Below are 21,462 nucleotides of genomic sequence, written 5' to 3'. Positions count from 1 at the left end.
ATTTTTCGCGAAACCGGTAAAGTTCCGCCACCGGCAATAAGCGCCGATTCGAATTTTTGAGCAAGGGCTTTTAGGTTAACGAAAGGTTAACGCTTAACCCCCGGGAAACGCCAAGCCCAACAACTTTTACGTTCTTTATCTGTAAGTTAGCAAGGCTGGCATCCCGGTATGTTCATGATCTGTTTTACTGTGAATCCTACAACCGTCCCGGTCGCTTCGGTGCACAGGGAGAGCATGACCCACTGTTCGCACGATGGCGACTCCATTCCCCTTCAAGAGCTTAGCCGGTTCGTACAACATTGAGCATATGCGCTGCGTACGGGGGTCATTTGCTCCGCTCTCTGGATTGGGGTTCGCCTCACCCTTAGTCGTCGAGCGCGAAGTCTGCGAGACATAGATCGGGGGACGGCGCCCCGCGCCTGCACTGCGTGCCCAGAGTTCTTTGGCATGGCGCTGAATGCGCTCCGAAGTGGTTTCCATTTGATCCTCCGCTACCTTATAAGGTGACTCTAGCTTTTCAAGCGTGACGGTTTTTCAGTCCCGTGACGGGTTTTTAGTCAATAGACGGTTTTTACATCACGTGACGATTCTACCCGCCTCTCCCGGGCGGGTCAATTGCCAAAAATCATTTCGCAAGCTACGAAGCGCCCATCCGTCGGCGCAGGCCTTTCGTGAGCCTCAATTGGCCTTGCCGAATTTGTCGCGTGGGATCGGAACGCGTTTCCAGTCCAGTCCATCGAACACCGCCAAGAACTGCGCGGATGTCAGATACAACCGTCGTGCATCCGGGCAATGGAACTCGACATCCTCATGCCGCTTGGCGACCAGGCACACCAGAAGATCAGCTTGATCCGGTCCCTTCGTTTGGCCCGGAACACGTAGATCGTGCCAGAGAATGGGTCGGCACCCATCTGGGCCTTCACCAGCTTTACCGCATCGGACTTACCGATCAAGATTGAGCCTTCAACGCCTGGATAACGGCGACAATCGTTGTGGCATCGGTGCCGGAGGCGATGCGCAGCGTGGCTCCATCAATTTGCAATTCGATAGCCGCTTCCGGAGAAGCTTTCCTTGGCGAACGTGCCCGCCGCGCCTTCTTCGGCTCTGGCTTCCCGGGCGACACGACGACCGCTGGCGCAAGCATAGGATCTTCCTCGGGCACAGAAAGTACCTCGGCTGCTTTGGGGCGAGCCGTCGCCATGTGAACAGTTGCTGCGGAGTCACCCCATGCCGCTCCACAGAGCACACCGTCCTTCTGATCGTCGCTCCATTCGCGGCGACGGCCATTGCCAGTGAACACCTCAACCCGGCGTACCGGCTCACCCTTGGATTTAAGCGTAAGCTTGGAAATCGACATATGTTTAAGCCCTCTTTCGAGGTTGAACATCGATGATCAAGCGATGATCCGGTCGGTGGGATCAGGACATGATTACTGGCATTCTCCACGGTCGACACTTGCTAATGGCTGCATTCGACAAAATAAGGAATTTGTCGAAGCGACTCACCCCCTGCAAGTTTGTAGGATTCTACAACTGCCCCTCGGTCCCGATCTATGCTGATTTCCAGCCGTCCAACAATGACGGAGAAAATCATGCAGGTCCTCGCGCTCTCAACACCCCGGACGATCCAAGAGGCGCATCTCCTACACATCCACTATCAGCTTCGTGCTCGGGTTTTTTCCGATCGCCTGGGTTGGGAAGTGGACGTAACGGCCGGCCGCGAGTCCGATCGTTTCGACGCGCTTCGGCCGACCTATGTGCTCGCCGTCGCAGAGACCGGCGAATTGGCGGGGTGCGCGAGGCTTCTCCCTTCGCTTGGTCCAACAATGGTGGCCGACGTTTTCCCGTCTCTGCTCCCCGGCGGTCAACTCAATGGGCATGCCGCGATGATCGAGAGTTCTCGCTTCTGTGTCGACACGACTCTCGCTGAGGGGAGAGGGGACGGCTCGGTCCATGAAGCGACGCTGACCATGTTCGCTGGCATCATCGAATGGTGCATGGCGAATGCGTATACTGAGATTGTTACTGTGACCGATCTTCGATTTGAGCGCATCCTCGCTCGCGTGGGATGGCAGCTTCAGCGTTTGGCCGAACCCAAGAAGATCGGCGTGACGATGGCCGTAGCCGGGACGCTGCCTGTCAATGCGGCCACGTTCCTAAGGCTCCTCCCCTCAACCTACCGCTCTGAATTCACCCCCTCTCGGCCAGGCAGCCTAAGGAGAAATCCGTGAACCAGCTTCGCTCTCACCCTCGGCTCGTCCGCAAACTTCAGGAGGCGCTCGGCGATCAGCTTTGTGTTGCCCTGGACGACGCGAACGTCGTCGAAATCATGCTCAATCCGGACGGCAAATTATTCATCGAACGGCTAGGTCACGGCGTTGCGCCCGCAGGCGAGATGTCATCCGCTGCAGCGGAGATGGTGATCGGTACAGTGGCGCACGCGCTTCAGTCAGAGGTCGACACGGAACAGCCAATCATCTCCGGCGAGCTGCCAATCGGTGGCCACCGCTTCGAGGGACTGTTGCCTCCCGTTGTCACCAAGCCCGCCTTCACGATTCGTCGCCGGGCATCGCGCCTCATTCCACTTGAAGACTACATTCGCGCCGGCGTGATGACAGAATACCAAGCCACAACGATCCGCAGTGCCATTTCCACGAGGCTGAACATCATCATTTCCGGGGGGACGGGCTCGGGTAAGACGACGCTTGCGAACGCCGTAATCCACGAGATCGTGAAGTCCGCGCCACAGGATCGCCTCGTCATCCTTGAGGATACCGCGGAAATCCAATGCGCAGCCGAGAACGCCGTACTCCTCCATACCAGCGATACGATCGACATGGCGCGGCTCCTCAAGAGCACCATGCGGCTGCGTCCCGACCGGATCATCGTTGGCGAAGTCCGCGACGGCGCGGCCCTGACGTTGCTCAAGGCCTGGAACACCGGTCACCCGGGCGGCGTAGCGACCATTCACTCCAACACCGCCATGTCGGCGCTGCGCCGCCTTGAACAGCTGACGGCCGAGGCAAGCCAGCAGCCGATGCACGAGGTGATCGGAGAGGCCGTCGACCTGGTGATTTCGATTGAGCGGACGCCGCGTGGGCGGCTTGTTCGCGACATCATCCAAATCGAGCAGTTCATCAACGGACGGTACGAGATCGAATCCGACCAGCTCACCGAAGAACAGGAGGCGCGCCATGTCGCGTAAGCATACCCTCATCGCCGCCGCGCTCGTGGCGACGCCCATCATTCTTGCCTCGGTCGCGCCGGCGCTCGCCAGTTCCGGCGGCAGCCTCCCATGGGAAGGGCCACTGCAGCAGATCCAGGAGTCGATAACCGGCCCGGTCGCGGGCGCGATCGCGCTTGCAGCCGTGGCCATTGCCGGCGGCATGCTCATCTTTGGCGGTGAACTGAACGATTTCGCACGGCGACTTGTGTACGTCGTTCTCGTCGCCGGCATCCTGCTCGGCGCCACCAACATCGTCGGCCTATTCGGTGCGACCGGCGCTTCGATCGGGCTGACCGAAGAGCAGGTCATCTCAATTGGTTCGAACGAAGGAGGGGAGGGGGATCATGGCTGAGTCCCTGTCGGGCCTGCGGCGTAACCGCATCCATCGCGCGCTCTCCCGCCCGAACCTACTCATGGGCGCCGACCGGGAGCTGGTGCTGATCACCGGTCTTGCAGCGGTGATCCTGATCTTCGTTGTGCTTACGGCCTACTCGGCGCTTTTCGGCGTCGTTGTCTGGGTCGTGATCGTCGGGCTGCTCAGGATGATGGCGAAGGCCGATCCGCACATGCGGCAGGTCTATATCAGGCACATTTCCTACAAGCCCTACTACAAGGCAACCACTTCGCCTTGGCGTCGCTATTGAGGAGACCGCCATGGTAGCTCTCAATCGCTTCCGGGTGACCGGTCCATCCTTTGCGGATCTCGTTCCCTATGCCGGCCTCGTCGACAATGGTGTTCTCCTCTTGAAGGACGGAAGCCTGATGGCCGGCTGGTACTTCGCCGGACCGGACTCCGAAAGTGCGACCGACCTCGAGCGCAACGAGCTGTCGAGGCAGATCAATGCGGTCCTCTCGCGGCTTGGAAGCGGCTGGATGATCCAGGTCGAGGCCATCCGCGTTCCAACGGTCGAGTATCCATCGGAAGATCGCTGCCATTTCCCCGACCCAGTGACCCGCGCGATCGATGCCGAGCGCCGGGCGCATTTCGAGCGGGAGCAGGGACATTTCGAGAGCAAGCACGCCCTGGTCCTCACCTACCGGCCGCTTGAGTCCAGGAAGACCGCCCTCAGCAAATATATCTATTCGGATGAAGAGAGCCGGAAGAAGTCCTATGCGGACACGGTGCTCTTCGTGTTCAAGAACGCGGTGCGAGAGCTTGAGCAGTATTTTGCCAACACGATTTCGATCCGGCGCATGGAAACCCGCGAAACGGTCGATAGGGGAGGGGAGCGAATTGCCCGATATGACGAGCTGCTTCAGTTCGCCCGCTTCTGCATCACAGGCGAGAGCCATCCGATCCGGCTTCCGGATATCCCCATGTATCTCGACTGGATCGCGACGGCCGAGCTTGAGCACGGCCTGACGCCGAAGGTCGAAAACCGTTTCCTCGGCGTCGTTGCGATCGATGGTCTGCCGGCGGAGAGCTGGCCAGGCATTCTCAATAGCCTCGACCTCCTGCCGCTAAGCTATCGATGGTCATCGCGCTTCATTTTTCTCGATGCCGAGGAAGCCCGTCAAAAGCTCGAGCGCACGCGCAAGAAATGGCAGCAAAAGGTCCGGCCGTTCTTCGACCAGATATTCCAGACACAAAGTCGATCCGTCGACCAGGACGCGATGACGATGGTGGCCGAAACTGAGGATGCCATCGCACAGGCCTCATCGCAGCTGGTTGCCTATGGGTATTACACGCCGGTCGTCGTGCTATTCGACAACGATCGCGAAGCACTGCAGGAGAAGGCAGAAGCGATCCGGCGGCTGATCCAGGCGGAAGGCTTTGGGGCGCGGATCGAAACGCTGAACGCCACCGATGCCTATCTCGGCAGCTTGCCGGGCAACTGGTATTGCAACATCCGTGAGCCGTTGATCAACACCAGCAATCTCGCCGACTTGATTCCGCTGAACTCGGTCTGGGCCGGAAACCCGGTCGCGCCATGCCCCTTTTACCCACCGAATTCCCCGCCCTTGATGCAGGTTGCGACCGGCTCGACAGCGTTCCGTCTGAACCTGCATGTCGATGATGTCGGCCACACGCTGATCTTCGGCCCAACCGGCTCAGGCAAGTCGACGCTTCTGGCTCTGATCGCCGCGCAGTTTCGCCGATACGAAAATGCGCAGATCTTCGCCTTTGACAAAGGCAGTTCACTTCTCCCCCTGACGCTCGCAGCCGGTGGTGATCACTATGAGATCGGCGGCGACAATGCGGAAGAGGGGAGGGCGTTGGCTTTCTGCCCACTCTCTGATCTCAAAAGTGATGCCGACCGGGCCTGGGCGACCGAGTGGATCGAGATGCTGGTCGGTCTGCAGGGCGTCACCATCACCCCCGATCATCGCAACGCAATCTCTCGGCAAATCGGACTGATGGCGAGCGCATCCGGTCGCTCACTCTCGGATTTCGTCAGCGGCGTGCAGCTACGTGAGATTAAGGACGCGCTGCATCACTACACCGTCGATGGGCCAATGGGCCAGCTCCTCGATGCGGAGGAGGACGGCCTGACACTCGGGGCCTTCCAGACTTTCGAGATCGAGCAGCTGATGAACATGGGCGAGCGCAATCTCGTGCCAGTGCTGACCTATTTGTTCCGGCGGATCGAGAAGCGTTTGGATGGGTCGCCAAGCCTGATCGTCCTCGACGAGGCGTGGCTGATGCTTGGCCACCCAGTTTTCCGCAGCAAGATCAGGGAATGGCTTAAGGTGCTGCGCAAGGCGAATTGCGCAGTCGTTCTGGCGACCCAATCAATCTCCGACGCCGAACGGTCAGGGATTATCGACGTGCTGAAGGAATCCTGCCCCACCAAGATTTGCCTTCCGAATGGCGCCGCCAGAGAGCCGGGGACGCGGGAATTTTATGAGCGTATCGGTTTCAACGAGCGCCAGATTGAGATCGTCTCAACAGCGATCCCGAAGCGCGAATACTACGTCGCCACGCCGGAAGGCCGTCGTCTCTTCAACATGTCGCTCGGACCCATTGCGCTGAGCTTCGTAGGAGCTTCCGGGAAGGAGGACCTCAAGCGCATCCGCGCGCTGAAATCCGAACATGGCCGCGACTGGCCAATCCGCTGGCTTGAAACGAGAGGAGTTCACGATGCCGCATTGCTACTCAAGTTCGAATAGATGGTTAGCCTGCCTGGCGGCCGCAGCCCTGACGATCGGAGCCGTACCTTCAGCACGGGCCGGGACCGCCACCGGTGCTGCGACGGAGTGGACGCAGCTCGCCAACAATGCGCAATTGGTGGACCTTCTCAAGAGCTCGGGCCTCCAGGTCGACAATCAGCTGACGCAGATCAGCCAGCTTGCGGAGCAGATCCAGAACCAGCTTAAGATATACCAGAACATGCTGCAAAACACCGCGCAGCTGCCTGACCATGTCTGGGGGCAGGTCGAAAGCGATCTCAATCAGCTCCGCGGCATCGTCGACCAGGGTCAGAGTATCTCATTCTCTATGGGCAATGCTGACGACGTTCTTCAGCAGCGCTTTCAGAGCTACGCCGATCTCAAAAACAACCTGCCGGATAACGCGACGTTCTCCTCGACATATCAGTCCTGGTCGAACACCAACCGCGACACGATCGCCAGCTCGCTGAACGCTGCGAGCCTCACGGCCGACCAGTTCGATAGCGAGGAAGATACGATGTCCTCGTTGCGGTCGATGTCCGAAACGGCGGATGGGCAGATGAAAGCCTTGCAGGTCGGCCACGAGATCGCCGCTCAGCAAGTTGCCCAGATGCAGAAGCTTCGCGGTCTCGTCTCGCAACAGATGACGATGATGGGAACCTGGCTTCAGACGGAGCAGACCGACAAGGACCTGGCACAGGCGCGGCGAGAGAAATTTTTCAGTGCGACGGCTCCCTCTACTTCAGGTGGCGAGAAAATGAAGGTGGAATGGTGAGAACGAAAGCACTCGTCATCGCGGTCGCAACGATCCTGGCAGTCGGAAGCGCCGGTGTTTGGTTCTTGATTTCCGAAAAGCAGGAAGCTCAGGAACGCAGGGCGAAGTTCTTCGGTTCGTCAAAGGAATATCCGACATCGGGCGGCGAGAAGATGAAAGTCGAATGGTGATTGGATGAGTGGCACGACGACACTTCATCAGCTCCGAGTAGCCATGTTGTTTGGTGCGTTTGCCGTGGTGACGACCCATCCCGCGCTGGCCCAAGAAGGGTCCGTCTTGACGTCCCTCCAGAGCCAGATCACGACCGCCGCGAAGGGCTGGGAAACCACCGTAATGGATGCGGCGAAATCCCTGTTCTGGATCCTCGCAACGATCGAGATCGGCATTGCCGCCGTCTGGCTGGCGATCCAGTCAGCCTCGCTGGACAGCTGGTTCGCCGAGCTTGTGCGGCGGATCATGTTCATCGGGTTCTTCGCGTTCGTGCTGGCGCAGGGACCAACCTTCGCCAAGGCTGTCGTAGACAGCCTGTTCCAGATCGGTGCCGGAGGAGGGACGGCATCACCGGCTGACGTGTTCAATGCCGGCCTCGCAGTCGCAACGAAAATGTCGGAGAAAGTGCAGTTCGGCCTCTTCGAAGACAATGCACTCGCGATCTCGGCAGCATTCGCCATGGTAGTGACAGTCATCGCGTTTTCTCTCGTCGCTGCTATTTTCGTATCCGTGATGGTGGAAATGTATATCGGGCTGCTTGCCGGCATGATCATGCTCGGACTGGGCGGCTCGTCCTTTACCAAGGATTTTGCGGTTCGGTATCTCGTCTACGCCTTCTCCGTCGGGATGAAGCTGATGGCCCTTGTGATGATCTCGCGGATCGGATCGGAAGTCCTGATCGGTCTGGCAAACGATCCGAATGTCGGCGACCAGTTCCAAACCGCGCTGGCTATTGCGGGCATCGCGGTCGTTGTGTTCATCGTCGCAATGTATGTGCCAAACATCATCCAGGGTGTCGTCCAGGGTGCTTCCGTCACCGGCGGTATGGAGACAATCCGCCACGGCGGGCAGGCGGCGTCCTTCGCCGCGGGCGCCAGCTTCTTGGCAGCCGGCGCCGCCGGTGCCGGCTTTGCGGCCGCGCAAGCCGCACGAGCTGGCGGTTCATCCGTCGCCGGTGCTGCCCTGCGGGGGATAGGCGCAAGCTTCAGTTCCGGCGCACAAGCCGCAGGCTCGGCCGCGAAGGAAAAGGCAATCGGATCTCCCGGTGCCTATGCGGGGTCCATCCTCGGACTAGCCAACGCCAAGCTCGATGAACAGCGCAGCGGTCACAGCGGCCCGAAGCCTCCTCCCGAACGCAACGACAAACCATAATCGAGACAAGGGAAGAACAAATGGCAGCGAACCGCGCCCCTGATAATCCGTATCTTGCCGCCCGCCAGGAATGGAACGAGCGCTACGGCACATATGTGAAGGCTGCTTCCGCATGGCGGATCGTCGGCATTCTCGGCCTGGCGATGGCCGTCATCGGCTTTAGCTACGCGATGTATCTCAGCACTCAGGTCAAGCTCGTGCCCTATATCGTCGAGGTCGACAAGCTCGGAACGGCGGTCACGGCAGGCTTTCCGGAACAGATCGAGTATGCCGATGTCCGCGTGGTACGCGCCACACTCGGCAACTTCGTGACAAGCTTTCGCTCGATCACGCCGGATGCGGTGGTGCAGAAGCAATATATCGACCGCACCTATGCGCTTCTTCGCACCTCCGATCCGTCGACCGAGAAGGTCAACGCCTGGTTCAGAGGCAATTCTCCCTTCGAGAAGGCGAAGTCTTCGACCGTCGCCATCGAGGTCAACAACATCGTCGCGCTTTCGAACCAGACCTATCAGATCGACTGGACGGAATACGAGCGAGACCGCAAGGGCAAGGAAACCGGCACACGCCGCTTCCGCGGCATCGCAACGGTGGCGCTCACCGCGCCGCAGGATGAGGCGACGATCCGCCTCAATCCGATCGGCCTCTACGTCCGGGATTTCGACTGGACGGCACAGCTTTAAGGGCAGGGATAATGCAAAAGACAGGATTGATCGCAGCCGCCGGCTGCATGGCCGGACTCGCCTTTGTGGTGGGCGCGCAGGCGCAAAGCATGACGAGCAACGAGGTCAAGGGCACGAATATCTCCGGGAAATGGCGCGGCACGCCGGGACTGGTCACGACAGGACCGGATGGAAAAGTCATTTTTCTGTTCGGGGAGACCCAGCCGTCCGTCGTCTGCTCGCCGCTGCAGGTCTGCGACATCGAGCTTCAGGGCGGCGAGATCGTTCGTGACGTCTTGGTCGGCGACACCGTGCGCTGGAAGGTGGAACCGGCCACCTCGGGGGCGACAGGCGGGCAGGCCATCCATCTGATTGTCAAACCGTCGGAGCCAGGTCTTCTCACCTCGATGGTCGTGACGACGTCACGGCGAACCTATCATATCCAGCTCAAGTCCCATCCCAGCCAGTACATGGCGCGCGTTGGTTTCGAGTACCCCGAGGACGCGTCCACCAAACTCGCCGATATCAACGCCCGTCTTGAAACGGGCGGCATTCCTGGCACCGCGCCGGACAAGCTGAACTTCTCCTACTCGGTGAGCGGCAGCGCTCCCTGGAAGCCGAAGCGGGTCTATTCGGATGGAGTGAAGACCTACATCCAGTTCCCGAAGTCGATCTCAGGTCAGGATGCGCCGGTGCTCTTCGTCGTCTCCGGCGGTCAGAACCGCATCGTCAACTATCGCATGAAGAACGACATGATGACCGTCGACTATGCGATCGACAAGGCGATTCTCGTTTCGGGGGTCGGCTGGCGGCAGCAGAAGATCACCATCCGGCGGGGAGGGTGATCGATGGGCAAGATCTTCGGATTTCTGATCGTGGCGGTGCTACTCTCCGGCTGCCAAACGGCCGACGACGCAATGACCACCAGCTCAACCCCGGTCACCGTCACCGGACCCGCGGCAAGCGCGATCGCCGGTGACCTGGCAAGTCGTCTCGCCGAGCAAATCGGCCCGGCCAGCGCTGCGACGGCGATCAAGATGGAAAAGGAGCAGTCGGAATTCGCGACCGCCCTCGAAGCGGCATTGAAGGGGTGGGGATATACCGTCGTCACCGACGGCAAAGTCGCCAAAGACGTCAAGCCGATCGAACTTGCTTTTGCCGTCGAGGGCTTCGATGGGCAGGTTTTTGCGCGCGTTTCGACGCCTTCCATCGCTCTTGGCCGCGCCTATACGCCAACGGCGGCCGGCGCCACGCCGGCCAGTCCGCTTTCGATCATGCAGCGCAACTGACGGAGGGGAATATGGTCCAGTCGCTCCAACTTGGCGCGCCAGCCCAGGCCGACGATCAGAATGGCATGCGCCGGCTCAACCGCCTGCCGATCATCATCGCCATCATCGTCGTCGCTCTGTTCGTCGGCGTCGTCGTGATCGGCCTGTCGCTGCGGGGGCTGTCCCTCCATCGCGGCGACATCGAGGGGGCTTCCAACACCCCTGCGACCAGCTTCGGCGAACAGCTCAAGCGGGGCGTAACCGACGGCATCATCGGCGAGCCGGAGAAGCAGGAGGTGTTTCAACCGACCCCTGTCGTCGAGCAGAAGGTCGAGAAACAGGAATCTGTTGTTGAACGCCGGCCGAATGACCGACAGGAGAGACGCTCGACGCTCGAATCCGAGGAGGAGTGGAAGGCTCGGCTGAAGCGGGAGCAGGACGAGCAGTATATCCGGGAAGCGCAGCGCCAGCGGATGGCTCGCCTCCAGGCTCGCGCTACAGCGCTGGATTCGCCGCTAAAGGTAGACATCGGAGATGTCGAGAAGGCAAGCTCCACCAATGACGCCGGCCGCCAGCCGACAAATGCCGTCGTGAACAGTGCGTCGGACCTTTATGCCGCCGCCATGAAATCCGGGCTGATGGGCCAAAACGTCGATCAAAACGGACAAACGTCAAAGGAGGATTTCTTCAATCAGGACATCAAGGATCTTGGCTACCTGCCTAACCAGGTCGTGCCGCAGATATCACCGTATGAACTGAAGCGCGGGTCGGTCATTCCCGCCACCTTGATCACCGGCCTCAATTCCGATTTGCCTGGGCGGATCACGGCCCAGGTCAGTCAGAACGTCTACGACAGCGCCACCGGCTATCGCCTTCTCGTCCCGCAGGGCGCAAAGCTGTTCGGCCGCTACGATTCCAAGGTGTCATTCGGACAGGAGCGCGTTCTTGTCGTCTGGACCGACCTTATTTTCCCGAATGGGTCAACCCTACAGATCGGTGGTATGGCGGGCACTGACGCAGAAGGTTATGGCGGCTTCCAAAACAAGGTCGACCGACATCTCTGGAGAACATTCGGTTCTGCAGCCCTGGTGGCAATCATCGGGGCGGGTACCGATATGTCGATGCCTGAGAGTTCGACGCTCGCGACGCAGGACACGGCTTCGGATGCAGCGAGACGGAATTTTGCCGCGTCATTTGGCCGCGTAGCAGAAGAGACGATCTCGAAGAATCTGAACGTTCAGCCGACGATTCGCATCCGGCCGGGCTACAAGTTCAATGTGTTGGTCGATCAGGATGTTATTTTTCATTCTGTCTATAGCGGCCGCTAAACAGCTAACGGACGCTCAGATTTTCGCTTGTCGCTGAACGTCGCAAGTACATTCCGCGCGGGGGCGCAGGTGTGACTAAAAATCTCTATAAAAAATCATCGTCTTTAGATCAGAAAGAGTTGAATACCCGGCAGAGGTCAATAGACCTAAGCGATGCAACGAACGTGGATCTGCTTCGCGTAGAAGCAACTGCTGTATCGTCCAATGTCCCATGTGGTTCCGGCTAGCCGAACGGTGGCAACCGGTACCTCGCGGCGTCAGAACGGCGCGACGAGTGGGAGGCTTGCACTGTCGAAAAAAGGAGAAAAGTTAGTGGACGGTGACCTTCGCTCTCTCATCGATATGACAGAAGCCGCGCATGATGAACGTATGATCAAAAGTGCTTTGAAAACATTTGCGCACGCGTGCGGCTTCGACCGTTTTGCTTATCTGCAGACTGAGGGGTTGGAAATCCGCACATTCAACTCCTATCCGGAGGAATGGCAGGGTGTTTATCTCGAAGGCCATTACTCCCGCATCGACCCGGTCGTTACTGAAGCCAAGCGTCGCATGGAAATGTTTTCCTGGACGGCCGACGATTGGCCCGCTCGTGGAACCTCCGAACTCAGGCGTTTTCGGGACCAGGCGATCGAGTACGGAATTCGGAGTGGGGTGACGATCCCCGTCGAAGGAAGTTTCGGGTCGACGATGATGCTGACGTTTGCATCTTCGGCGCCGACGGCTGACGTTTCAAAACTGCGGGATGCGCAACAAGCGATCCGAGCGGTGCTGGTGATCCATTACTGCCTGAAGATTATCGCTGCGACGACCATTGTCGCTCCGAGACGGTTGCTTTCACCAAGAGAAGCAATGTGCCTCATGTGGGCGGCAAAGGGTAAAAGCGCTCCGGAAACCGCAATGCTAACGGGGATCAACCCGAGGACAGTGCAGCACTACCTTGATAAAGCGCGCGAAAAACTTGAGGCTGCGACCGTCCCACAGCTCGTCGCAATTGCTAAAGATCACGGGTTGGTTTGACCGTCATTCATGTTTATCGAGTGGAACCTCGGGGACGTAGCCTAACGCATCGATGATTTCCGAAAGTTCTTCTTGCTGGACTTCAGATTTCTTTTGGCGCGCGACATACTCCTCCTGCAGGCTCTTGAGCACGGCGGCGGAAATTGATGGGTCTGCGGTCGCGCGAGCCCATTCCTCATAGACAGCTTCGTCGGCGGCGATCAGGAGGCGGTGTTCGAGAATTGCCGAGACAGCCAACGCCTCAAGCTTCGACTGTTGCATCGAGCTGAAGCGCGATTCTCTTTTCTTTTCTCGACCATTTGCATCGGATGAGCTCGCTTTGTTCACCCGCTTCTCCCAAACTTTCATTCTCTCACCAAGCGGCCCCGAAGGTTCGCCTACATCAAATGGGACACCGTTACATCCGAAATCTCTTAGTTGCAGACAATGTGCTGATGCTTATATCGACAACTAACCCCATTACCCGCCCGCATTGGCGGGATTTACGGGAAGGAGCTTTACATACTTTAGTTGATAAACTCCGAGTGTGTAAACGGCGATCTTTCGGCGCATGGACATGCGCAAACTGGTCGGCTCGAATTTTGCCCGCCTGCGTCGGGAGAAAGGCCTGACACAGGAAGAGGTCGAGGCGCGTTCTGGTTTCAGCCAGCAATATCTCAGTAGCCTGGAGCGAGGTCGTCGCAACCCAACTTTGATTACGATTTATGAACTGGCTCAAGCCTTAGATGTCAGCCACGTCGAATTAGTGCGACCGATTGGTGAGACCCAAGTGAGTACGCAAACAGGCGCATAATCTGGGATCTCAGCAGCTTCAATCCGGCCGGCGACAACGAGAAATCGTCGAAGCAAGCCAAATGGAATTGAGATTTGTGCTCCTCTCGAGTCCGAACAATCGCTGCGATGAAATTGCAAGGCGCTGCCGCAGACGAGATCGTCGAGGGTTATCCGGCTCTCACTGCGCGCATAGTGGACCTCGCCGCAAGCTACATCTTTACTCCAGGCGACCACTAGAATTGTCAACTTTGTCCATCGAGGCAATTAGCGTGGTGAAGAATTCATAATGCGAGGGCTTTCTCGGCCCCAGGGATTGTGATACAAATCCTAGGATAATAGATCCTATTCTCCGAGCTTTTATATCAATGCCCAGTTCAGTCACGCAACGCCAAATCGCTCGGACCGTGCTAACCGAGCGCGGAATAGCACGTTTCGTCGAACTGCGGAACGCAGGAGTCACGGCTGCCACCATGAGCCGAATGGAACGAGATGGTGAAGTGCTGCGGCTTGCCCGCGGTCTCTATCAACTTCCTGATGCGCAGCTCGACGCCAGCCACAGCCTGGCGGAGGTTGCCAAACGCGCGCCCAAAGCCGTTATCTGCCTCGTTTCGGCATTGGCATTTCACAGCCTGACAGATCAGCTCCCCGGACAAATCTGGCTTGCCATAGGCCGTAAGGACTGGCCGCCGAAACTGGAAGCCCCCGCTGTGCGCATCGTGCGCTTCACAGACAGCCTTCTCAACGACAGCGTCGAAACCCATATCATTGAAGGCGTTCCTGTGAGGGTCTTTGGAATCGCCAAGACAATTGCCGATTGCTTTCGATATCGCAACAAGATCGGCCTTTCGGTAGCGATAGAAGGGCTGCAGGAGGCGCTGCGGCAACGAAGGGCTACTCCTGGCGAAATCGCCAACCAGGCCGAACGCGGTGGCGTTGGCTCTGTGATCCGGCCGTATCTCGAGGCGCTGACCGCCAATGGCTAAAGAAATCAGAAACGTCGGCGCCTCGGTGCGCGCCCGCCTGTTGCAACTCGCCAAGGCAAGCGGGCAAAGCTTCGATCTCGTCCTGACGCGTTTCGCCCTTGAACGGTTATTGTTCCGGCTTAGCCAGTCGCCCCACGCCGATCGCTTTGTTCTAAAAGGGGCGATGTTGATGATGAGTTGGTTCGACAATCCGCACCGAGGCACGCGCGACCTGGATCTTTTGGGTTTCGGTGATCCGAGTCCGGACCCGATGCTTGAGACATTTCGGGAAATTCTGGCGCAAGAGGCCGACGATGGCGTTACGTTCGACGCTGATACGCTGCATGTGGATCGTATTCGCGAGGCACTGGATTATGGTGGGCTCAGGCTGCGGGTGATCACTTCGATCAGCGGAGCCCGGATCAACCTGACCATCGACATCGGTTTTGGCGATGCGCTTGAGCCTGGGGTGGAGGTTTTGGATTATCCTTCCATGCTCGATTTTCCGATGCCGCGGCTTCGGGCCTATGCGCGAGAAACGGTCATTGCCGAGAAGTTCCAGGCAATGGTGATGCTGGGGCGAGTGAACAGCCGCATGAAGGATTTCTACGACATCTGGATCCTCAGCAGGTCTTTCGACTTCAGCGATGATCGGCTGGCGCGCGCAATAGCCGCTACCTTTGATCGCCGCGAGACACCGATCCCCATTGACCTCCCCGACGCCCTAACGGACGCCTTTGCCAAGGACCAGCAAAAGCAGCGACAATGGCGTGCTTTCATTGAAGGCGTTGCACACAATCCTGGCGATCTGATCGACGTCATCGCGCAGATTGCCACATTCCTGATGCCGCACGCGGTTGCGGCTGCGAGGCTGGACGAATGAGCGGTTTGGTCGCAACCACGCGAGTTCATGGCTCAGCGAGCAGAATTCAGATCCTGTCGGGTTTTTGTCGGGCAACTTCATAGCTGGAACCCGTCAGTACGCGGGTTTTACTGGCTCGCCGCCATTACAACCGCGGACGAGGCATCTGGAAGGGCATTAATTTCATGCTTTGGAGTCGCCTAAACTTTGGCTTGGCCGGAACATGCCTCGCCAATGCGAGGTGAACTCAACGCTGTTGTTGACCAATGCGGGAAAGATCGATCCGTATCCCCGCATGCCTAACATCCTGCATCGTCTCTGGTTGTAAGTCTTTCGGCGTCGCTTCCTCGCCATCCACTTCCTTATCGCTTTGCTGCGGCGCTTCGATGGGTATGCCAGGATCCTCCGCCTGAAACACGCCGACACCCCCCCGAACTCGCCGGTCTTCCATGCGTAGAGCGCGTCCTCGAAGATTTGCGGGAAGATGTCTTTGCTCGTGGGGTTGCCATACCATTTTGCAACGATCCTCAATACCTTGGCAAACATCGCCGTGCCATTACGAAGGTTTTGGCAGGCATCGACAAGGTCGGGTTTCAGATCCCCCGGTTCCTTGACACCAACGCCTGCGGGAAACTGTGTCAGGCCGACACGAACGACGGCCTGGCCAGCATATTGCCGCACGATCGCCAGCGCCTCCTCGGCCGATGCCGCTTTCGGAATGAGAAGCAATCGGCCGCCTGATTTGACAGTGACGGCGAGGGGATCATCCGAGCCCGCTGCCATCACGAACTGCTCCACTATCGCGGGCTTGAGGGAAGGGTCTGCGCATTCTTTTATCAGGGCAGCGTCGAGCATGGTGTCTCCTGAGCAGTCAGGTGTTGAAGGAAAGGACAAAGGGCTTTGCGAAAAGTTTCGCCCAGGCCGTGGTAGCGGCGCGCTGGATAGCGACGATCGACGTCCCTTCGGTCCACCAGCCGTTTCCCACGGCGACGACAAAATCCGGATCGTGGAGCATGGACTGAAGGATCGGCCAAACGATCAGTTGCTCGTAGCAGATCAGCGGTGCTGCCCGGCTGGCACCGATCGCGACGACCGGGTTCGCGAAGAAATCCGCCTGGGCGCCGCCATTCTCCCCAAACCAGGATCGCCAAGGCTGCCACATCGAACCGGGAACCGGCATCCGTTCGCGATAGAGGATGCGGCCGCCCTTCCTGTCGATCGCGACGAGCACATTGTCGTAGCCTCCAGGGGCGACCATCGCGGCGCCGGCGATGACTCTGGCATCACCATCGCTGAAAGCGCCTATCCAAAGCCGCTCCACGGTCGGTGTCCAGAAGCCAAGTGCACTTTCCGGCAGCACCACATAGCGGGCGCCGTCGCTGGCCGCATTCCCCACCGTTGCGATCATGTCACGCTGACGTTGAAGACCGGCCTCCCGGCCGAGCGACGCGCCCAACTGGAGGTCGACGCCGCGCCAGCCTTCCGGTAGTTTCGGATCGGTACAGATCGCGGCGGACCATAGCCAAACGCCTGCAAAGGCGACGGCGACAGCTGGCCAAATGCGGGTTACGAGGCCCGCAAGGCCAGCTGTCATGAGCCCTAGTCCCCACCATCCCCATCCCGGGAACAGAACACCCGCCGCCGTGACAGGATGCGCCCAGCCTGTGATGCCGAATGGCGGGATGGCCATGACGACGGCCGCAAGCAGATAGCGAAACGGACGAGCGCGAGCGGCTCCGGCCCACAGGACCGTATGAACGGCGACAAAGCTCAATGACGCACACAACCAGAGCAACAGGCCCGGCCAGATATCCGACGAGTAAAAGGCGGCCACGCCTTGCGGCAAACCACGTGATGCGGCCAGGAAATATCCGGCTGAAATGAGTGCCGCCACTGATCTCGTTCGCGCGATCGACCAAAGAACCGGAAACCCCAGCGCGACGGGTAGAAGCAACACATGGCCGCTCCAGCCCACCACGCCGATCGCGATCGAAGCGAATATCAGCAGCGCCGGCTGAAGGTAATCACGGCACATAGGTGAACACCTCCTGCGCCAGCCCGAGAATGCCGGAGATCGGCACCGGGCCAAAATATCGGGAGTCATAGGAGCCGGGGAAGGCGGAATGCAGGAAGACATATCCTGGCGGTATGATGCCGCTCGGAAACGGCGTCAACGGCCGGCCTTTTCCATCTCGTAGTGCGAGACTGGATGAGGAAACCACCCGCCCATCCACTCTCACGTCGACGCCGATTTCGACACGCTGTCCTACAACGGCGATCACTGTCTTGATCAACGGTGCGACGTCGCCCGGGCAGAAACCGGAACGGAGATAGCCGCGCGCTCGCGCCTCCCGCATTTCTGCGGTTGCCGGTGGGCAGATGAACACCAGGTCATTGACAGCAACGGGACGATCGAGCGGAACAATGCGCCACAGGCCGAGTGGCTTGCTCGGTGTCAGATTGACGCGGTAACCGCCGGCGAGGGCGGTGCCGATCGCCAGCATGGCGACCAATGCGGCAACCAAAATGATCCCAGTCGCTTGTCGTTGTTGCGCGGTCATCGCCTGGCGCGTTCCAGCTCCCGCCGTCATTTCAGCGAGAGTCCTTGGCTCCTAGTTTGCCGCAGCGTCTCGGCCTGCTTCAGCGCTTCGGTCGTTCGTTCATGAGCAGCCAGCTGCTGAACCGCCCGCATGGCGTCCCAGGCGTTCCGGACCTCGGCCTTCTGGCCGGCCGTCATGCCTGCCGTGACGGTCTCGAAGGTCTTGCCATCAGTGTCTTTCGCCGCCAGTGGCAGGAACGTCCGTTCCCCGAAACGTTCGGAAACCGCCTTGGCGAAACCTTCCAGTTCCGCTTTCACCATTTTGTCGGCGAGCACGTATTCGAGGCTTGCGGACAAATCGTTGCGATCGATCGCATCGCGCACCCGTTCGAGCGTTTGCTTGGCAGATGGGGAGAGCGCCGGGACGTCGACCGAAACCTTGAGCCGGACCGCGCGCTCCTCCGTCTCATGTTTCAATTCGGCCTCGGTCCGCTCACGAAGATAGCGTTCCAGGTTCCGGCCGAGCGCCGGCACATTGGCGCTCGCTCTTTCCCGATCCTGCTTGTCGGCACGGCTGGCGAGAAGACCGGTCTTGCCCTTGAGCGCGCCAATGCTCTCTGGCTCTCCGGCAATCCTTGCCAGGGTGGACTGCGCGACCGACTGGTCCTTGACCATGGTGTTGACGTCGATCGCCTTGAAGGCAGCTTCCGGCTGCGCATAGACGAGCTGGAAGCGGGTTGAGACGTCTTCCCATTGCTTCTTGAGCCCGGGATCGGCGGCGAGCTTGTCTTCGACCGCCTGATCGAACGATTTCGGGAAGGTGGTGATGCCTGATACCATGGGCTTGGCCTCCTTGATTGTATCCGGGATGGATTGCTCGTTGCTGCTGCGGACCAATCCGAGCGTCGCACCGATTGCGACTAGACGGGCGCGAAGGTCGGAGAGTTTCTGTTTTTGCCGAACGGCCCATTGGAGGCGATCGTGTGCGATCGTGCGGGCGACGTTGACAAGATGAAGGCCCCGCGCTTCCGCGAAGCGCAGCGCCTGGCCGTAGAACGACCCCTTCTCGTAATCGAGGGTCGTCTCCTTGGCGTTTTGGCGAGACAGGATCGGGACGAGGCCGCCGGATTTGGCGAAGGAGCGTCGGCCGTAATAGACGGCGAGATCCTCGCGATGGCGCGTCATGGCCACATAGATGAGATGCTTGTCCAATGAAAGGGAAGCAAGCACCTTCACCCGATCGACGGTCGCGCCCTGGCTCTTGTGGATGGTCGTCGCGTAGCCGTGGTCGAGATTGCTATAGAAGCGCTGCTCGACCGTGACCTGCCGGCGGTACTCGCCTTCACCGACCTCGGCAATAATCCGGCCAGGCGCGGCCTCAAGCACCTTTGCCAGCATGCCGTTCTTGACGCCAAGGCTACCTTCGTTCTTGAGGAACACGATCTGGTCGCCGGTCGCGAACATGCGGTTTCCGTCCTCCGTCTTGAACGCAAATCCGTCTGCGACGATGCCACGCTCGACCAGCTTGGCACGCGCCATATCGTTGAGCTTTCGGACGTCGCGGCGAAGGTGTGCGAGGATCAGGCTGGTCTTCGAAGGGTCGTAGTCGCGGTCCCACGCTGCGATCAGGCTTTCGACCGCCTCGTCCTTCAGTCTCAAACCAATCATTCGACCATGGGCGGTGTAGGCATCGACAGCCTTGCGGACATTGCCACGCGCGAGATCGAGCGAGGCGTCGCGCATCCATTGCTGACGCTGACGATAGATCGTCTCGAGTTCGGCATAGCCGATGCGATCGGCAATGGCGCGAAAGGCCGCACCCGCTTCGATCGGTTGAAGCTGTTCCGGATCGCCGACAAGGACGAGTTTGGCGCCGGCCTTGGTGACGGCTTCGACCAACAGCGCCATCTGCCGTGACGAAACCATGCCGGCCTCGTCCAGCACGAAGACGGTGTTGTCGTCGATCAGGTTGCGGCCCTGGTTCCAGCGAAGCTCCCACGACGAGAGCGTTCGGGAAACGATGCCCGCTTCCTTCTCCAAACCTTCGGCGGCTTTGCCAGCCAACGCTCCGCCAACCACACGATAGCCGGCGGTTTCCCACGCCTTGCGGGCAGCCTTCATCATCGTGGTCTTGCCGGCGCCAGCGCGGCCAATGACGGCGGCGATCCGTTCGCCGCCAACCACATGTTCGATCGCCGTTCGCTGCTCATCCGACAGACGGGAATGGCGCGCAAAGGTCGCCTGCCGCACCGCCTCACGGACGCCATGGGAGGCGCGGCCGGCGAGCCAGATCGCGCGATTGGTCATTTCGGCTTCAAGCCGGATCATCTCGCGCGTCGTATACTTGGCGGGTTCCCGAATACCGGTCGCAAAGTTGATCTGCTCGCGTTCGAGCCGGAGCGCTTCCGGACTTTGCAGAATGCGGACCATCAGACTTTGGAACAGAGCGACATCGTCGATATAGCGATACAACACCTTCGCAACATCGCGTTCGTCGAAGACGCTCTTCTCCCGCGTGATCAGGTCGAGCACGATCTCCGGACGGCGCTGGATGCGCCGCGCGTTCTCGCTGCGGCGCTCCTCCTGAAGCTCGATGCGTTCGAGCTTGGGAGTCGAGGTCTCCGACTTGTGGTCGGATTGCTCGGCCTTGCGCTCGATGGCTTTGGCGCCGACGCCGAGGTGAATGGTTGGCTCGAGGTCGATACCCTGCTTTTCGAAGGAACGGCCATCGATGCGGATGTCGAGACCGGCCAGCGCCAGATGCGTGTTCTGGCAGGCAAACCAGCCGCCGCGAAACGCATTGAAATCTTCAGTACTGCCGGCCCAAAGCTCATAGACGATCTTGCCGGCGTCATTGCGGATCGGCTTGCCGTCCGGACCTGTTACCGCGACCTTCTTCGAACCGAAACCGTCTTCGGTGAGTGGCCGCAATGTCGTCATCAGATGCACATGCGGATTACCAGGCGCGTCGTGATAGACCCAGTCGGCGACCATGCCCTTCGCGGTTATGTGCCGCTCGACAAAGTCGCGCATGAGCGCGATGTTCTGCGCGGCCGTCAGCTCGAGCGGCAGGGCTATGGTGACGTCCTTGGCGAGCTGCGCGTCGGACCGCTTCTCGAAGCCTTCCACTTTGTTCCAGAAGGCCTCGGATGCGCCGGCGACCGAGCCATCGGCAATCATGGCGCGCAGCCATTGCGGAGCATCTGCCGGGATGACGAACTCTTCGTGCAGGAGCCCCTGCTTGCGGGTGTAATCGATGACCCTCGCTTCCCGCTCATACTCCATCTTGGCGCAGTGTCGATAGGCCGCGGACAGCACGGCGCTGCGGCCGGAGCCACGGGCGACGACGCTGACGGAAAAGTGAGGGACGGCCACGGCGGAGTTCTCTCCCGGTTGCGAACGAAATCAAAGGGTTCGTCGGGAGCGGCGGCCCCACCAGGCTCTCTCAGCAACACGTCGCGCCAGCGACGTATAATTGCGCCCTTGAAAGCCGCTCCTTCGGAACGGCCGGGATGATCCACCAAAGCATCGCCGTTGGCGATTGTAGGATTCACAGTGATGCGTTCGCTACTTAAGT

22 protein-coding genes and 1 pseudogene are annotated in these 21,462 nt (G+C 59.5%); 16 read left to right on the top strand and 7 right to left on the bottom strand.

Annotated features, from left to right (window positions below; all coding sequences use genetic code 11):
- Positions 1–764 precede the first annotated feature (764 nt).
- The gene (gene tnpB / locus J2J99_RS30645; RefSeq protein ID WP_168301560.1) at positions 765–953 is read right to left on the bottom strand and encodes an IS66 family insertion sequence element accessory protein TnpB; all 189 of its coding nucleotides are present in this window, start codon (positions 951–953) and stop codon (positions 765–767) included.
- Positions 950–1,387 carry a hypothetical protein gene (locus J2J99_RS30640; RefSeq protein ID WP_168301559.1) on the bottom strand — a complete coding sequence of 146 codons (438 nt, stop codon included), beginning with the start codon at positions 1,385–1,387 and terminating at the stop codon, positions 950–952. Before J2J99_RS30640 ends, tnpB begins: the two co-directional genes overlap by 4 nt.
- A 204-nt stretch (positions 1,388–1,591) precedes the next feature.
- Between J2J99_RS30640 and traI the strand changes: the two genes are divergently transcribed.
- The 13 genes from traI (at position 1,592) to J2J99_RS30575 (ending at position 12,748) form a co-directional block, all read left to right on the top strand.
- On the top strand, positions 1,592–2,230 hold the full coding sequence (traI, locus tag J2J99_RS30635; RefSeq protein ID WP_168301558.1) for an acyl-homoserine-lactone synthase: 639 nt from the start codon (positions 1,592–1,594) through the stop codon (positions 2,228–2,230).
- A complete protein-coding gene (gene trbB, locus J2J99_RS30630) occupies positions 2,227–3,204 on the top strand; it encodes a P-type conjugative transfer ATPase TrbB (protein ID WP_168301557.1) in 978 nt (325 codons plus the stop codon). The genes traI and trbB overlap by 4 nt, the downstream gene beginning before the upstream one ends.
- Positions 3,194–3,577 (top strand): TrbC/VirB2 family protein, encoded by a 384-nt coding sequence (locus tag J2J99_RS30625; protein ID WP_168301556.1) that lies wholly within the window; start codon positions 3,194–3,196, stop codon positions 3,575–3,577. Before trbB ends, J2J99_RS30625 begins: the two co-directional genes overlap by 11 nt.
- Positions 3,570–3,869, top strand: a complete 300-nt coding sequence (locus tag J2J99_RS30620; protein WP_168301555.1) for a conjugal transfer protein TrbD — start codon at positions 3,570–3,572, stop codon at positions 3,867–3,869. Before J2J99_RS30625 ends, J2J99_RS30620 begins: the two co-directional genes overlap by 8 nt.
- Before the next feature lie 10 nt (positions 3,870–3,879).
- Positions 3,880–6,336 (top strand): conjugal transfer protein TrbE, encoded by a 2,457-nt coding sequence (locus J2J99_RS30615; protein ID WP_168301554.1) that lies wholly within the window; start codon positions 3,880–3,882, stop codon positions 6,334–6,336.
- Positions 6,308–7,111 carry a P-type conjugative transfer protein TrbJ gene (gene trbJ, locus J2J99_RS30610; RefSeq protein WP_168301573.1) on the top strand — a complete coding sequence of 268 codons (804 nt, stop codon included), beginning with the start codon at positions 6,308–6,310 and terminating at the stop codon, positions 7,109–7,111. Before J2J99_RS30615 ends, trbJ begins: the two co-directional genes overlap by 29 nt.
- Entirely contained in the window at positions 7,105–7,281 is a 177-nt protein-coding gene (gene trbK / locus J2J99_RS30605) for an entry exclusion protein TrbK (RefSeq protein ID WP_168301553.1), read from the top strand. The genes trbJ and trbK overlap by 7 nt, the downstream gene beginning before the upstream one ends.
- Positions 7,282–7,324: 43 nt before the next feature.
- Complete coding sequence (gene trbL, locus J2J99_RS30600; protein WP_246638714.1) at positions 7,325–8,473, top strand: P-type conjugative transfer protein TrbL; 1,149 nt, start codon at positions 7,325–7,327, stop codon at positions 8,471–8,473.
- Positions 8,474–8,493: 20 nt separating this feature from the next.
- Positions 8,494–9,156, top strand: coding sequence for a conjugal transfer protein TrbF (locus tag J2J99_RS30595; RefSeq protein WP_168301551.1), 663 nt, complete (start codon positions 8,494–8,496; stop codon positions 9,154–9,156).
- Positions 9,157–9,167: 11 nt separating this feature from the next.
- Positions 9,168–9,980: a P-type conjugative transfer protein TrbG gene (gene trbG, locus J2J99_RS30590; protein WP_168301550.1), complete on the top strand. Its 813-nt coding sequence runs from the start codon at positions 9,168–9,170 to the stop codon at positions 9,978–9,980.
- Positions 9,981–9,983: 3 nt separating this feature from the next.
- A complete protein-coding gene (trbH, locus tag J2J99_RS30585) occupies positions 9,984–10,424 on the top strand; it encodes a conjugal transfer protein TrbH (protein WP_168301549.1) in 441 nt (146 codons plus the stop codon).
- A gap of 11 nt (positions 10,425–10,435) precedes the next feature.
- A complete protein-coding gene (trbI, locus tag J2J99_RS30580) occupies positions 10,436–11,731 on the top strand; it encodes an IncP-type conjugal transfer protein TrbI (RefSeq protein ID WP_168301548.1) in 1,296 nt (431 codons plus the stop codon).
- A gap of 312 nt (positions 11,732–12,043) precedes the next feature.
- Entirely contained in the window at positions 12,044–12,748 is a 705-nt protein-coding gene (locus J2J99_RS30575; RefSeq protein ID WP_127431476.1) for an autoinducer binding domain-containing protein, read from the top strand.
- Positions 12,749–12,751: 3 nt separating this feature from the next.
- On the opposite strand, the gene J2J99_RS30570 is transcribed toward J2J99_RS30575, so the two are convergent.
- Positions 12,752–13,075: a transcriptional repressor TraM gene (locus tag J2J99_RS30570; protein WP_246763174.1), complete on the bottom strand. Its 324-nt coding sequence runs from the start codon at positions 13,073–13,075 to the stop codon at positions 12,752–12,754.
- A gap of 223 nt (positions 13,076–13,298) precedes the next feature.
- Between J2J99_RS30570 and J2J99_RS30565 the strand changes: the two genes are divergently transcribed.
- The 3 genes from J2J99_RS30565 (at position 13,299) to J2J99_RS30555 (ending at position 15,367) form a co-directional block, all read left to right on the top strand.
- A complete protein-coding gene (locus J2J99_RS30565) occupies positions 13,299–13,541 on the top strand; it encodes a helix-turn-helix domain-containing protein (protein ID WP_127431474.1) in 243 nt (80 codons plus the stop codon).
- A 346-nt stretch (positions 13,542–13,887) separates the two neighbouring features.
- Positions 13,888–14,505, top strand: coding sequence for a type IV toxin-antitoxin system AbiEi family antitoxin domain-containing protein (locus J2J99_RS30560; RefSeq protein ID WP_127431473.1), 618 nt, complete (start codon positions 13,888–13,890; stop codon positions 14,503–14,505).
- Positions 14,498–15,367 carry a nucleotidyl transferase AbiEii/AbiGii toxin family protein gene (locus J2J99_RS30555; protein WP_127431472.1) on the top strand — a complete coding sequence of 290 codons (870 nt, stop codon included), beginning with the start codon at positions 14,498–14,500 and terminating at the stop codon, positions 15,365–15,367. The genes J2J99_RS30560 and J2J99_RS30555 overlap by 8 nt, the downstream gene beginning before the upstream one ends.
- A gap of 226 nt (positions 15,368–15,593) precedes the next feature.
- Here the strand turns inward: J2J99_RS30555 and J2J99_RS30550 are convergent.
- The 4 genes and pseudogenes from J2J99_RS30550 to traA all read right to left on the bottom strand — a co-directional run bounded on the left by J2J99_RS30550 (position 15,594) and on the right by traA (position 21,260).
- Positions 15,594–16,201, bottom strand: a pseudogene (locus J2J99_RS30550) (TraH family protein).
- A 16-nt stretch (positions 16,202–16,217) separates the two neighbouring features.
- Complete coding sequence (locus tag J2J99_RS30545; RefSeq protein ID WP_168301546.1) at positions 16,218–17,381, bottom strand: conjugal transfer protein TraB; 1,164 nt, start codon at positions 17,379–17,381, stop codon at positions 16,218–16,220.
- Entirely contained in the window at positions 17,371–17,937 is a 567-nt protein-coding gene (traF, locus tag J2J99_RS30540) for a conjugative transfer signal peptidase TraF (protein ID WP_168257339.1), read from the bottom strand. The genes J2J99_RS30545 and traF overlap by 11 nt, the downstream gene beginning before the upstream one ends.
- Positions 17,934–21,260, bottom strand: coding sequence for a Ti-type conjugative transfer relaxase TraA (gene traA, locus J2J99_RS30535; protein WP_168301545.1), 3,327 nt, complete (start codon positions 21,258–21,260; stop codon positions 17,934–17,936). Before traA ends, traF begins: the two co-directional genes overlap by 4 nt.
- Positions 21,261–21,462 lie beyond the last annotated feature (202 nt).

The sequence above is a fragment of the Rhizobium binae genome (genome assembly GCF_017357225.1).
Taxonomy (GTDB): domain Bacteria; phylum Pseudomonadota; class Alphaproteobacteria; order Rhizobiales; family Rhizobiaceae; genus Rhizobium; species Rhizobium binae.
The sequence above is the reverse complement of the archived record's forward strand: the minus strand, read 5'-3'. Positions and strand labels throughout refer to the sequence as shown.

Coding starts and splice junctions, on each gene's coding strand:
- J2J99_RS30640 (WP_168301559.1), bottom strand. CDS start 1,387: ATGTTCAACCTCGAAAGAGGGCTTAAACATATGTCGATTTCCAAGCTT.
- traI (WP_168301558.1), top strand. CDS start 1,592: ATGCAGGTCCTCGCGCTCTCAACACCCCGGACGATCCAAGAGGCGCAT.
- J2J99_RS30625 (WP_168301556.1), top strand. CDS start 3,194: ATGTCGCGTAAGCATACCCTCATCGCCGCCGCGCTCGTGGCGACGCCC.
- J2J99_RS30620 (WP_168301555.1), top strand. CDS start 3,570: ATGGCTGAGTCCCTGTCGGGCCTGCGGCGTAACCGCATCCATCGCGCG.
- J2J99_RS30615 (WP_168301554.1), top strand. CDS start 3,880: ATGGTAGCTCTCAATCGCTTCCGGGTGACCGGTCCATCCTTTGCGGAT.
- trbJ (WP_168301573.1), top strand. CDS start 6,308: ATGCCGCATTGCTACTCAAGTTCGAATAGATGGTTAGCCTGCCTGGCG.
- trbK (WP_168301553.1), top strand. CDS start 7,105: ATGGTGAGAACGAAAGCACTCGTCATCGCGGTCGCAACGATCCTGGCA.
- trbL (WP_246638714.1), top strand. CDS start 7,325: ATGTTGTTTGGTGCGTTTGCCGTGGTGACGACCCATCCCGCGCTGGCC.
- J2J99_RS30595 (WP_168301551.1), top strand. CDS start 8,494: ATGGCAGCGAACCGCGCCCCTGATAATCCGTATCTTGCCGCCCGCCAG.
- trbG (WP_168301550.1), top strand. CDS start 9,168: ATGCAAAAGACAGGATTGATCGCAGCCGCCGGCTGCATGGCCGGACTC.
- trbH (WP_168301549.1), top strand. CDS start 9,984: ATGGGCAAGATCTTCGGATTTCTGATCGTGGCGGTGCTACTCTCCGGC.
- trbI (WP_168301548.1), top strand. CDS start 10,436: ATGGTCCAGTCGCTCCAACTTGGCGCGCCAGCCCAGGCCGACGATCAG.
- J2J99_RS30565 (WP_127431474.1), top strand. CDS start 13,299: ATGGACATGCGCAAACTGGTCGGCTCGAATTTTGCCCGCCTGCGTCGG.
- J2J99_RS30560 (WP_127431473.1), top strand. CDS start 13,888: ATGCCCAGTTCAGTCACGCAACGCCAAATCGCTCGGACCGTGCTAACC.
- J2J99_RS30555 (WP_127431472.1), top strand. CDS start 14,498: ATGGCTAAAGAAATCAGAAACGTCGGCGCCTCGGTGCGCGCCCGCCTG.
- J2J99_RS30545 (WP_168301546.1), bottom strand. CDS start 17,381: ATGTGCCGTGATTACCTTCAGCCGGCGCTGCTGATATTCGCTTCGATC.
- traF (WP_168257339.1), bottom strand. CDS start 17,937: ATGACGGCGGGAGCTGGAACGCGCCAGGCGATGACCGCGCAACAACGA.